This window comes from Microcoleus sp. Pol12B5, assembly GCF_036701335.1.
GTDB lineage: Bacteria > Cyanobacteriota > Cyanobacteriia > Cyanobacteriales > Microcoleaceae > Microcoleus.
This window is the reverse complement of the sequence record NZ_JAUBQQ010000004.1, coordinates 22179-34295: the sequence shown is the minus strand read 5'-3', so window position 1 is coordinate 34295 and position 12117 is coordinate 22179. Positions and strand designations below refer to the sequence as shown.

General features: G+C 46.0%; 8 protein-coding genes and 2 pseudogenes. 9 read left to right on the top strand and 1 reads right to left on the bottom strand.

The window, feature by feature from the left end; genetic code table 11:
• Window positions 1-153: 153 nt before the first annotated feature.
• Both QUA24_RS03590 and QUA24_RS03585 read left to right on the top strand, forming a co-directional pair.
• On the top strand, window positions 154-996 hold the full coding sequence (locus QUA24_RS03590) for a photosystem II manganese-stabilizing polypeptide (protein ID WP_333209506.1): 843 nt from the start codon (window positions 154-156) through the stop codon (window positions 994-996).
• Between the two features lie 462 nt (window positions 997-1458).
• Window positions 1459-2232 carry an RNA polymerase sigma factor SigF gene (locus QUA24_RS03585; protein WP_333227275.1) on the top strand — a complete coding sequence of 258 codons (774 nt, stop codon included), beginning with the start codon at window positions 1459-1461 and terminating at the stop codon, window positions 2230-2232.
• Window positions 2233-2552: 320 nt separating this feature from the next.
• Here the strand turns inward: QUA24_RS03585 and QUA24_RS03580 are convergent, their stop codons facing one another.
• On the bottom strand, window positions 2553-3719 hold the full coding sequence (locus QUA24_RS03580) for a pyridoxal phosphate-dependent aminotransferase (protein WP_333227273.1): 1167 nt from the start codon (window positions 3717-3719) through the stop codon (window positions 2553-2555).
• A gap of 237 nt (window positions 3720-3956) precedes the next feature.
• On the opposite strand from QUA24_RS03580, the gene QUA24_RS03575 reads away from it, so the two are divergent.
• From QUA24_RS03575 to nrdJ, 7 genes and pseudogenes are all read left to right on the top strand, one after another.
• The gene (locus QUA24_RS03575; protein WP_333227271.1) at window positions 3957-4469 is read left to right on the top strand and encodes an adenine phosphoribosyltransferase; all 513 of its coding nucleotides are present in this window, start codon (window positions 3957-3959) and stop codon (window positions 4467-4469) included.
• A gap of 233 nt (window positions 4470-4702) precedes the next feature.
• A complete protein-coding gene (locus QUA24_RS03570) occupies window positions 4703-5743 on the top strand; it encodes an ABC transporter permease (RefSeq protein WP_333227269.1) in 1041 nt (346 codons plus the stop codon).
• Between the two features lie 89 nt (window positions 5744-5832).
• Window positions 5833-6456 (top strand): annotated as a pseudogene (locus QUA24_RS27280) (leucine-rich repeat domain-containing protein); the annotation flags it as partial.
• Between the two features lie 507 nt (window positions 6457-6963).
• Window positions 6964-7530, top strand: a pseudogene (locus QUA24_RS27275) (DUF6745 domain-containing protein); the annotation flags it as partial.
• Window positions 7531-7961: 431 nt separating this feature from the next.
• On the top strand, window positions 7962-10124 hold the full coding sequence (locus QUA24_RS03560) for a DUF4394 domain-containing protein (RefSeq protein ID WP_333227265.1): 2163 nt from the start codon (window positions 7962-7964) through the stop codon (window positions 10122-10124).
• Between the two features lie 167 nt (window positions 10125-10291).
• The gene (locus tag QUA24_RS03555; protein WP_333081693.1) at window positions 10292-10579 is read left to right on the top strand and encodes a hypothetical protein; all 288 of its coding nucleotides are present in this window, start codon (window positions 10292-10294) and stop codon (window positions 10577-10579) included.
• 205 nt (window positions 10580-10784) lie between these two features.
• Window positions 10785-12029 (top strand): ribonucleoside-triphosphate reductase, adenosylcobalamin-dependent, encoded by a 1245-nt coding sequence (gene nrdJ, locus QUA24_RS03550; protein ID WP_333227263.1) that lies wholly within the window; start codon window positions 10785-10787, stop codon window positions 12027-12029.
• Window positions 12030-12117 lie beyond the last annotated feature (88 nt).

Below are 12117 nucleotides of genomic sequence, written 5' to 3'. Positions count from 1 at the left end.
GATTTTTGGAGTCAATGCCGGTGTCGGTGAAGCGAGCGATCTGGATCTAAATGCTGCCCTAAGCGCTGGCCTAGCCTGCCGGCGGGCAATTATATTTTGCTCGAAGTAGGGCTTTTTCTTAATATAATCCGATGTTGGATATTGAGGTTTGCAATGAAATATCGTGCTTTAATTGTTGCACTTTTAGCATTTTGCATGAGTGCGCTGGTTGCTTGTTCTTCTGCTCCTGACACGACGGTGGCGACTACTGAGTTGCTCACCTACGACGAGATTAGAGGTACTGGCTTGGCTAATAACTGCCCTAGCTTGGCAGAAACTTCTCGGGGATCGATCCCCATCGAAGCGGGCGCCACCTATAAACTGACTGGTTTGTGTTTGCAGCCCACAACTTATTTTGTGAAGGAAGAACCAGCAAACAAACGCCAAGAAGCGGAATTTGTGCCTGGTAAATTGCTGACCCGGTTCACGTCGAGCATTGACCAAGTTCAAGGTACACTCAAGGTCGGTACAGACGGAACTCTGACTTTCACAGAAGAAGACGGCTTGGATTTTCAAGCTATTACGATTCAGTTACCGGGCGGAGAGCAAGTACCTTTCTTGTTTACCATTAAACAGCTAGTTGCAAGTTCCGAACCGGGAGTGGTTGCTATCAATACTTCCACCGATTTGAGAGGGGAGTTTAACGTTCCTTCTTACCGCAGCGCAGGCTTTTTAGATCCTAAAGCTCGCGGGGTATCGACTGGCTACGACAATGCTGTAGCGCTTCCGGCTACTGACAATTCCAAACGTGTGCGGGCTAATGTTAAGGTAGCTGACACGCGCACCAAGGCGGGCAAAATTTCTCTCCAAGTTGCTAAAGTCAACAGCGCCACTGGCGAAGTTGGCGGGATTTTTGAGAGCACGCAGCCTTCTGATACTGATTTGGGAGCTAGACCAGCTCTGGACGTAAAAATTCGGGGTTTGTTTTACGCTCGCATTGAGCCTTCTGTGTCATAAAATTGGCTTTCTGGATCGATCGAACTTGAGCAGTTTCTGGCCATAAAGCTCCTGCTCGCCCTTCATTAGCCAACAGTCTTGAGCAACATAACTTAGGACTGTTGACTAATGACTAAATTTCTGATTAAATAGTGGTCATTCGCAAGTTATGAAGTTGGGATTTTTTATTAATTAAAGTATTGTATTCAAACCGCTTTCAGTTTATAATATTTTTTTCAAAAAACCTGGTTAAATTGGGGATGCGGTCGAAGGCGTTCTACCTGGTAAAAGTCTGCCTTATGCCGAAAAACTTCGGAGAATCCCACTAAATCCGTTCACGTACCGAAAACTCAACTGGTGTGTCCGCTATCACACCTATTAAGTGCTAGGATTACACTACCTAAAAGTGAATTTTTTTAGACTAGATTAGAAGCTAGATCTAAAGCAACCTCAGTCCTCTGCTCTACCCACCCTTATGCCACCATGTCTACCACACTGCCGAACGAGCTAAAAAGCGAAAATTTGCAATTGTTGCGCGAGTACCAACTTTCTGGATCGAATGAAATCCGCAATCAGTTAGTTAAACTGAATATTGGACTGGTCAGAAAAGAAGTTTACCACTGGATCAACCAGTGCGGTGAAAGCTACGACGATTTGCTGCAAGTCGGATGTATTGGGTTAATCAGGGCGATCGAGCGGTTTGATATCGCGAAGGGGCACGCTTTTAGTTCCTTTGCCATTCCCTACATTCGGGGCGAAATTCAACACTACTTGCGGGACAAAAGCCCTTCTGTGCGATTTCCCCGCCACTGGCAGTCCCTGGAACGCAAATCAGTAGCAGCGATCAAGGATTTGCAGGTGCAGTTAAACCGCAAACCTACGGATGCTGAAGTAGCAGCAGTCCTTGAGGTTTCTTTACAAGAATGGCAAGAAATTAAGTTGGCCCATCTCAACAGATCGCCTCTAAGTTTGGACGCCCCGATGCAAGATGAAGATGAGGGGGCGACTTGTCTGGGAGAATTGGTGCCCGATAGCAAGTATCGGAGTTTTCAGTTGGCGCAAGAGGATCAAATTCGCGTACAGCAAGCTTTGGCTATGTTGGAACAACGGACTCGCGAGATATTGGAGTTTGTTTTTCTCTACGATTTGACGCAGAAGGAAACGGCTGAACGCTTGGGTATCAGTGCGGTGACAGTTTCTCGGCGAGTTAAGAAGGGACTGGATTTGCTCAAAGAGATTATGACTAAACAGCTTTAGGTATTAGTCATTAGTCATTAGTCATTGGTCATTAGTCATTGGTCATTAGTCAGCAGTAGTTATACCCATTCACAAAAGTAGTGCGACATATAAATTATCAGCTATCGTCTGTAGGGAAACGGCACTGCCGTGTCCGGCCGATGGTGAGAGTGAATGAACGATAATTTATATAAGACAATTACTGTAGCAAGAGTTTTTTAAATTGGTATGAGTCAACAGTCAGCATTAGTCAGTCAATAGTCAACAGCAATCGGTAATTAGTCAGTTGCTACCAAGAACAAATAACAAATGACTAATGACTAATGACTAATGACTAATTTTTAGAGGCTGCGGACAAATTTATCGAGCCTTTCTACGGCTTTTTTAATTGTGCCTAAATCGGTAGCGTAAGACAAGCGAATATGGTCGTCTGCACCAAATGCAATCCCCGGAATAACTGCTACTTGCTGCTGTTCTAAGAAAGCGTCGCAAAATTCCAAAGAATTCATTCCCGTCTTGCTGATGTTGACAAACATATAGAAAGCACCGTCTGGTTTAATACAGCTAATTCCAGGGACAGCATCGAGTAATTCAAATATTACCTGACGCCTTTCGGCAAAAGCTAGACGCATTGTTTCGACAGACTCTTGACTGCTTTCCAAAGCTGCGATCGCGCCGTACTGTGCAAAGGTACACACGTTTGAGGTACTGTGACCTTGAATGGTGCTGGTGGCTTTGATTAATTCGATCGGCCCGGCCAAATAACCGATTCGCCAGCCTGTCATCGAGTAAGCTTTGGCAAAACCGCTGCTGATCAGGGTGCGATCGAAGATTTCTTGGCCCAGGGAACCGATGCTGACGTGTTGGGCGTCGTCATATATAATTTTTTCGTAAATCTCGTCAGCAACGACTAAAATATCTCGATCGACTATCACCTCAGCCAATGCTTTTATTTCCGCCGGAGAGTAAACCATTCCCGTCGGGTTAGAAGGCGAATTCAGTACAAATAACTTGGTTTTGGGAGTAATCGCTCGACTCAGTTGTTCCGGTGTAATTTTATATCCTGTAGAAGCATCAGTCTGTACAATTACTGGCTTGCCGCTAGCGAGTTTCACCATTTCAGGGTAGCTTAGCCAGTAGGGAGCCGGAATAATTACTTCTTCTCCAGGCTCGATCAGAGCCATCATCAGATTGTAGAGGGAATGCTTGCCGCCGTTGGTGACAATAATATTTTCCGGTTGATAGTTGAGATTGTTGTCATCGCGGAGTTTGCGGGCGATCGCAGCTTTTAACTGCGGTTCCCCAGCCACAGGGCCATACTTAGTCTTCCCCTCGTCTAAAGCTTGTTTTGCCGCTGCTTTAACGTGTTCGGGGGTATCAAAGTCGGGTTCTCCCGTACTCAAACTACAGACATCAATCCCTTCGGCCTTCATGGCTTTAGCCTTAGCTGCGATCGCCAAGGTTATAGAAGGAGAAACCTCACCCACTCGTGCTGCCAACTTAATCATTGGATTTTAGATATTAGATTTTTGATTTTCGATCATAGGGTGACAAATGTTGATATTCAACCCTGTTGTTAGGGAATTATGACATTTGTTTACATAGTACGTAAAGGATTAAGCAATTAAAGAATAAAAATTAAAGAAGCTCTTAGTTTTAATTTTTATTCTTTAATTTTTAAATTTTGACGTTATTATTGTACCATTTTTGATGTCTCGTTACCCTCAACGCCGATCTGCAAGCTTATGGATCTCAAATCTCTGATTCGCGACATTCCTGATTTCCCAAAGCCGGGAATTCTGTTTCGAGACATTACAACTTTGCTGCGCGACCCGCAAGGGCTCAGCTACACCATTGACACCTTAGCCGAAAAATGCTCTGCAATGTCTGTTGACTATGTGGTGGGCATGGAATCGCGGGGCTTCATCTTTGGCGCGCCTTTGGCTTATAAAATGGGAATAGGCTTTATTCCTGTCCGCAAACCTGGGAAACTGCCCGGTGCGGTTCATTTTGCTGAGTACGAATTGGAGTACGGTGTCGATCGACTGGAGATGCACCGAGATGCGATGACATCCGGCAGCCGGGTGCTGATTGTGGACGATTTAATCGCCACTGGCGGAACAGCGGCGGCGACGGCTAAATTGTTGGAGCAAGCGGGCTGCGAGCTTGTCGGTTTTGCTTTTATCATTGAATTGCAGGCTTTGGGCGGCAGGCAGAAATTGCCGGATGTGCCGATCGTCACGCTAGTGGAGTATTAGTTAGTTAACAGTTGGCAGTTGACAGTTGACTGTTGACTGTTGACTGCTGACAGTTCAATAAAAAATACTGACAAATAATATTCTCGATCTTTGCATCGGAATTATTCATCTCTCTCTTCTCTTTCTCTGCGTTCTCTACGTTCTCTGTGGTTAAATCATTCCGATGCAACCGGAATTAATATCATTCACAATTCTTCAATTGTTCAGATCTAAAATCTAAAATCTAAAATCCTATGACTTCTATTAAGTTAAATCGGAATTGGCGAGCGTTAAATTCTCTGTTTGGCAGCGAGACATTTAGTTATGTTGTCAAGCGACTGTTGCAGGCACTTTTAACCCTATTTTTGGCATCTATGCTTTGTTTTGCAATTATTGAACTAGCACCGGGAAATTACTTGGATACTTTGAGCCAAAATCCCAAGATTTCGCCGGAGACACTCAAGCAACTCGAACAGCAGTTCGGCTTAGATAAACCAGCGATTGTGCAGTATTGGCTGTGGCTGCAACAAATTGTGACGCGGGGAAATTTTGGCACGAGTTTTGTGTATCAGCGATCCGTAGCTTCGCTGCTGTGGGAACGGGTACCGGCGACGCTATTGATGGCGATCGCATCTTTGATTGTAACTTGGGCGATCGCGATTCCTTTGGGAATTGTCGCCGCCGTCAATCAAAACCGCACAGTCGATCGAGTTCTGCAAGTAGTCAGCTACACCGGACAAGGATTTCCGAGCTTTATCACAGCGTTGCTGCTGCTATTTTTTGCTCAAAATACTTCGCCTCTGTTTCCCGTCGGAGGAATGACAAGCATTGACCATGCAGACTTACCTTGGTGGGGTCAAATCCTCGATTACGGCTGGCACTTAATTTTGCCAACAGTCGCCCTCAGCGTTACTGGTTTTGCTGGTTTGCAAAGATTGATGCGGGGACAATTGTTAGACGTGCTGCGTCAAGATTACATCCGAACAGCACGGGCGAAAGGTTTGCCGGACGATCGAGTAATTTATATTCATGCTTTGCGGAATGCTGTTAATCCGTTGATTACGCTATTGGGTTTTGAGTTTGCTAGTTTGTTGAGCGGTGCGTTTATTGCGGAATTTTTCTTTAATTGGCCGGGTTTGGGAAAGCTGACTTTGGAGGCGGTGAACAATCAAGATTTGTATTTAGTAATGGCGAGTTTGATGATGGGTGCGACGATGTTGATTGTGGGGAATTTGTTGGCGGATTTGCTGCTGAAGGCTGTCGATCCTCGGATTAAGCTGGAAGATTTGAAATAACAGACTTAGCTGAGTAATATGAGGTACGCAAGGGCGATTTGTAATAGTCAACAGTCAACAGTCAACAGTATTCCCATTACCCATGCCCTATGCCCCATGCCCCATTACCCATCTCGGAGTGTTTTATGTCAGAAAAACAACCAAACGAGCCAAGGAGTTTTAGCCGCTTTGCCGACTGGTGTAGACATATTGACAGTCTTTCAGAATCGGCAAGGTACACAGTTAAAGTGTTGTTAGACAAGGCTGTCACTGATGACCCTGAAGCAGCGGAGCAGATACTTTCAAGCATGACAATACTGTATCTTGACAACAATCAAATTACCGACATCAGCGTCCTCGGCTCGCTCACCAATCTGACAACACTGTTTCTTAACGACAATCAAATTACCGACATCAGCTCCCTCGGCTCGCTCACCAATCTGACAACACTGTTTCTTAACGACAATCAAATTACCGACATCAGCTCCCTCGGCTCGCTCACCAATCTGACAATACTGTCTCTTGACAACAATCAAATTACCGACATCAGCTTCCTCGGCTCGCTCACCAATCTGACAGCACTGTTTCTCAGCACCATTGAAATTACCGACATCAGCTCTCTCGGCTCGCTCATCAATCTGACCAGACTCGAGCTGTGCGACAATCAAATTACCGACATCAGCGCCTTGCGTAAGCTCACCAATCTGACAGGAGTGAATCTCTACAACATTCAAATTACCGGTCTGTGCGTGTTAGGCGAACTCGCGCAGAAACGTCTTACTCTCTCTACTAGGCAAATTGATGCTCAAAAAGCAACAGAAGCAGTCAAAGTTGCCTATGCCACTATTGGCCTAGAAGAACCCTCCGTTATTATTTACAGCAGTCCCCGCGACGCTTTTCTCCAAATCTTCAACTTGTCAAAAGGCGACCATTCACCAAACTGGTCAAACGAAGGAGATGGAAATAGATTGGGGAAAAAGCTAGACTGGAAATGGATCTCCGTGTTCCCATCGATTGTGAGAGAATTTGCAAGTCCGGCGGTGTGGGAGTATGAGTTCCGGCGCATAAGGATCGAGCCCGAAGCAGACAGCATACTGAGTTCGCTCATGAGGGAATTGGTTGACGAATTTGAGCAATCGGAACAAAGGATGGGGAATGTTTTTCCCGCTGATTTGTTAGGCTTGAAATACCCTGAAACCCCCACGACTTTGTGTAGAGAAATCTATTTGAGTGAACTTTATATCTCTTCACTAGGCGTCAATATTTCCCAAAAGGCACAAGAAATACTTCGCTGTCAAAAGCTGCTTTTCGAGCATTGCGGTTGGATATTTCCCTTTGAAAAGTTTTGCGCGGTGTGCGATCGCCCCCGCCACCTGCGCTTTGACAGTCAAAACCGCTTGCACGCGGAAGGAGAACCTGCGATTGAGTTTGCGGACGGATGGAATTTTTACTATTATCACGGCGTCACATTGCCTGAAGAATACGGCAAATTCCACCCAAATCAATGGCAATCCCAATGGCTCTTAACAGAAGAGAATGCCGAGCTGAAGCGAGTGTTAATTGAAGGAATTGGTTACGAGCGCATTTGTCAAGAGTTGCAAGCCAAACAAATAGATAGTTGGCAGAAATATGCACTATTACAAATAGATGACGCCGATGTCGAGCCGATTTGTTTGTTAAAAATGACTTGTCCGAGTACGAGATTCATTCATGCTTTGAGAGTTCCACCTAACCTGACATCTGCTAGGGAGGCAATTCGCTGGGTAAATTGGGATATCGATCCACAGAAATTTTCCGTGCAGACTTGATGATGGTTGTCGCCTCTACACACAAAGCCCACCGTCGCAGGCTTTAAGATTAAAGTTAAAAAATAATTTCTGACCGTACAGATCCAAAATTATAGAGTCAGCGTATATTACTAATGAACGCAGTACAAAATTTCATAGGTTCGCACCGCTAAAAATTTCAGCTTGCCTGTTTGCAGTTGAGCTGCGATCGCCCTTGGCTACACAGCCAACTATAAAATACGGCTAAGTGATCTTTATTTAGGATTGGGTTTATTTGAACCCGGTGGCTGGTTTATATATCATTTGATCTGCCTGTAATACTTTTATGGCAACCCACCCCTACAGCCGAAAATAACAAAAACTATCCTAAAAGTGCGAACTTGTGATATTTTAACTGAGAATACCACCGCCGTTAGGCAACAGAAGTATCAAATTTAGAGGCTGATTAGAAAATGGCAGAAATTAGAGGCACCGGCCAAGCAGACTTGCTAGCAGGAACTCCAGAAGATGACCTGACTTTTGGTTTGATGGGCACTGATACCATTGCCGGAAACTCTGGTAATGACAGCATTTATGGAGGTAAGCAAAGCGATTTAATTGATGGCAATTCTGGTCAAGATTCGCTTTTTGGAGATTTAGATAACGACATTATTAACGGCGGAGAAGGTAACGATTTTTTAGTGGGCGGAAAAGGCAGCGATTCCATATCGGGCAACTCTGGCAATGATGTTTTGTCGGGCGATCGAGATACTGATATCCTGATAGGCGGAGACGGGGCAGACCTATTTGTTTTGAGGCGCTACGCTGAGGCTGACCCTTCCCGTACCAGTGGCGGTGTTAGTTTGGCAAATGCCGACCTGATCGCCGATTTTGTACCAGGTACAGATTTAATCGGTTTGGGGGAAGGTCTCAGTTTTAGCGACTTGAATATTCTGGAAGCTGGAAACGATACTGTTATTCAAGACCGGGTAACAGGAGAATTTCTCGCTACTCTCAGAGGGGTGAGGCAAAGTGCGATTAACCAGGCAAGTTTCACTAATAATATTGGCAGCGTTGTTCCCAGCCCCCCGCCTCCAGCCCGGACAACGGCTTATGCTTTAACTCCTGCTAATCGGATTGTCGGTTTTAGTCTTTCCAATCCGGGAAGTGTCATCACAGATTTGCCCGTGACTGGATTGCAAGCGGGAGAAAGTTTGCTGGGAATTGATTATCGGCCGGCTAACGGTGTGCTATACGGTGTGGGTTCTAGCAATCGCTTGTATACTGTCAATCCGATGACTGGGGAAGCAAGTCCAGTCGGTAACGGGCAGTTTGCTGTTCCTCTAACTCCGGGGGCTGCGGGTTTTGATTTCAATCCGACAGTCGATCGAATTCGGTTTGTCAATCAAGCCGATCAAAACGCCCGTCTCAACCCGGATAACGGGGCACTTGTGGATTTTGACACGCTGGCGGGGGGAATTCAACTCGACGGGAATTTGGCTTATGTTGCGGGCGATCGCAATGTTGGGTCAAATCCAGCGGCTGCTGGGGCTGCGTATGTGAATAACTTTGCCGGGGGAACTTCGACAACGCTGTTTGTAATTGACAGCGATTTGGATGTTTTGGTGCGACAAGATCCGCCGAATAATGGAGGGTTGAATACGATCGGATCTTTGGGAGTTGATGCCAATAGCGTTCTCGGCTTTGATATCAGGAGTATTGGCGGCCGCGAGGTGGCAGTCGCGGCCCTGGAAGTTGGTGGGATTTCCGGCTTGTACAATATCAATTTAAGTAGCGGTCAAGCTTCCTTTGTCGGTCAAATTGCTGACGGGAGACAGATTAACGGTTTGGCTTTGCCTTTGCCTACAGCTTACGCTTTAACTGTTAGAAATGGCGCTGAAACAATTGTCGGTTTTAATGAGGCGGCACCGCGGGCGATTCTCAGTGATGCAGCAGTTACAGGGTTGCAGCCTGGAGAAAGTTTGCTGGGAATTGATTTTCGCCCCGCTAACGGTGTGCTATACGGTGTGGGTTCTAGCAATCGCTTGTACGCGATTAATCCAGTTACTGGGCAAGCAAGTGCAGTCGGTAGCGGCCAGTTTGCTGTTCCCCTAACTCCGGGGGCTGCGGGTTTTGATTTTAATCCGACAGTCGATCGAATTCGCTTTGTCAATCAAGCCGGTCAAAACGCCCGCCTCAACCCGGATACTGGGGCACTTGTAGATTTTGACACGCTGACGGGGGGAATTCAACTCGACGGGAATTTGGCTTATGCTGCGGGCGATCGCAATTTTGGCAATCCCGGCGCGGCTGCTGCGGCGGCGTATGTGAATAACTTTGCAGGGGCAAATTCGACAACGCTGTTTGCAATTGACACCAATTTAGATGTTTTGGTGCGCCAAGATCCGCCGAATAATGGGGTGTTGAATACGATCGGATCTTTGGGCATTGATGCTGGTACCGTTCTCGGCTTTGATGTCAGGAGTGTTGGCGGTAACGAGACGGCTTTGGCTGCGATCGAGGTGGGCGGAGTTTCCAGCCTGTACAATATCAATTTGACGACCGGTCAAGCTTCGATCGTCGGTCAAATTGGTGACGGGCGAGGGATTAAAGGTTTAGCACTGACTTTGATTTAAATAGGGGAAGAAAGAAGAAGGAAGAAAGAAGAAGGAAGAAGGAAGAAGGAAGAAGGAAGAAGGAAGAAAAATAATTAAACTTTTTTAATTTACCAATGCCCAATTCCCGATTCCCGATTCCCAATGCCCAATTTGAGTTAATCTATTATTTTGACAAACAAGATAAAATGTTATCTCAAGTTTTTTACTTGCTACGTTCCCGCAGTGATGGCAAATATCTGTCCGCGAATCCCAATCCAGATGCGGCAGTTAGTTACCTGCTGATGTTTCGCGAAGACTATGACGCTTTGAGTTATCTCAACGCCCACGCTGCTGATGTTGCCGATCGATTCGGAGTAGAATCGATTTCCGGTTCTCAGGTAAAAAAGCTGCTTGAACGTTGGGGATTTAACGGTGTGGGGGTTGTTCAAGACCCGCTGTTACCCAATATTGAGTTTTTATTGACAAAGAATTGACAATTGACAAGATTTGCGCTTCACCCGGTTTCAGGAAGAAATCGGGTTTTTTTGTCAAGTTTTGAGGATCACGCCCGATCGAGCTTGTACACTTCTATGCCCCATATTTAGTGCAAATTGTCAAATTTGTCCAGCTTTCACCCTAAATCTGAATCCTGTTGTATATTCGTAGTTTGATATATTCCGACACGTCAGTACACAACCTATGGTTCGAGAATTAGAGCGATCGAGTGCTAGCGACAAACGCAACCTGTCCGATTTCCCCGAAACAGCACCCGCAGCCAATCCAGTATTTTTTAGGACTTACAGCCGCCGTACCGAGACGGGAAGAGAGACTTGGGCCGAAGTGTGCGATCGAACAGTCAAGGGGCTGCAAAAGCTTGGAAACCTCACCCCCGAAGAAACACAACTGCTGCACCGGATGCAAAACCAGCTCAAAACCCTCGCTTCAGGCCGCTGGCTGTGGGTAGGTGGCAGCAAATGGATCGAACAACCAGAGAATTTTTCCGGCGCATATAATTGCTCCTCAACAAATATTCTCGACTGGCGTTCCTTTGGTTTGTTAATGGATTTGGCAATGATGGGCTGCGGCACTGGGGCAGTCTTGGAACCACAATATATCAACCAACTGCCGCCGATTCGCAACCGTTTAACCCTAACCATGCAAGGCGAAATCGGCTCTACACCCGCCCAGTTGCGCCGTCAAGAAACAGAAGTAAAAATAGCCGAAAAAACCGCAACTATTTATGTCGGAGATTCTCGCCAAGGTTGGGTAAACTCCTATCAAACTTTGCTGGAATTATCCACAGATGAAAGATTTGCAGGAGAAGTTCAAGTTTTCATCGATTTGAGCGACGTTCGCCCGGTGGGAGAACCTTTAAAAGGTTTTGGCGGAGTAGCAAATCCGGTGAAGTTGCCCGACCTCTATCAGCGCTGTGCCGCAATTTTGAATAAAGCTTTAGGACGGCAGTTAAATTCAGTTGAATGCTGCGTGTTGATAGATGAAGCGGCTGTGACCATTGTGGCTGGAAACATTAGAAGATCGGCCGGAATGCGTCAGTTTTATGCTGATGACGAACTCGGAGCAAATGCTAAAAATAATTTGTGGCAACAAGATGAAAGCGGCAACTGGAGAATAGATCCAGAACGCGATGCCCTTCGGATGGCCAACCATACGCGAGTTTTCCATACTAAACCTACACTAGAAGAATGTATTGATGCTGTCCGCAAACAGTATTACAGCGGCGAAGGTGCGATTCAATGGGCCGGGGAAGCTGTAGCTCGATCTAACGTTGATTTACTTTCAACACCGAGTCTTAGAAGTAAGTTTTTGAAAGCTTACGACGAAGGAAAAGCTAAAGAGTGGTTGCAGGAACGCCATCCTAATATGACTGCTGGCGAGTTAGAGCATCGGTTAGTCCGTGTGGGCTTAAACCCGTGTGGTAAGTAATTTTGCCTCACGTTAAAAACCTCGCAAAATCGGAGAAGGCTGAGATGTTAACTCCGAGGTAAGTAAGGGAATTAAAAATCCTTTACCA

What these genes read in the sequence shown, in the direction of transcription:
- QUA24_RS03590 (WP_333209506.1), top strand. Translation starts at nt 154, where the DNA reads ATGAAATATCGTGCTTTAATTGTTGCACTTTTAGCATTTTGCATGAGT.
- QUA24_RS03585 (WP_333227275.1), top strand. Translation starts at nt 1,459, where the DNA reads ATGTCTACCACACTGCCGAACGAGCTAAAAAGCGAAAATTTGCAATTG.
- QUA24_RS03580 (WP_333227273.1), bottom strand. Translation starts at nt 3,719, where the DNA reads ATGATTAAGTTGGCAGCACGAGTGGGTGAGGTTTCTCCTTCTATAACC.
- QUA24_RS03575 (WP_333227271.1), top strand. Translation starts at nt 3,957, where the DNA reads ATGGATCTCAAATCTCTGATTCGCGACATTCCTGATTTCCCAAAGCCG.
- QUA24_RS03570 (WP_333227269.1), top strand. Translation starts at nt 4,703, where the DNA reads ATGACTTCTATTAAGTTAAATCGGAATTGGCGAGCGTTAAATTCTCTG.
- QUA24_RS03560 (WP_333227265.1), top strand. Translation starts at nt 7,962, where the DNA reads ATGGCAGAAATTAGAGGCACCGGCCAAGCAGACTTGCTAGCAGGAACT.
- QUA24_RS03555 (WP_333081693.1), top strand. Translation starts at nt 10,292, where the DNA reads ATGTTATCTCAAGTTTTTTACTTGCTACGTTCCCGCAGTGATGGCAAA.
- nrdJ (WP_333227263.1), top strand. Translation starts at nt 10,785, where the DNA reads ATGGTTCGAGAATTAGAGCGATCGAGTGCTAGCGACAAACGCAACCTG.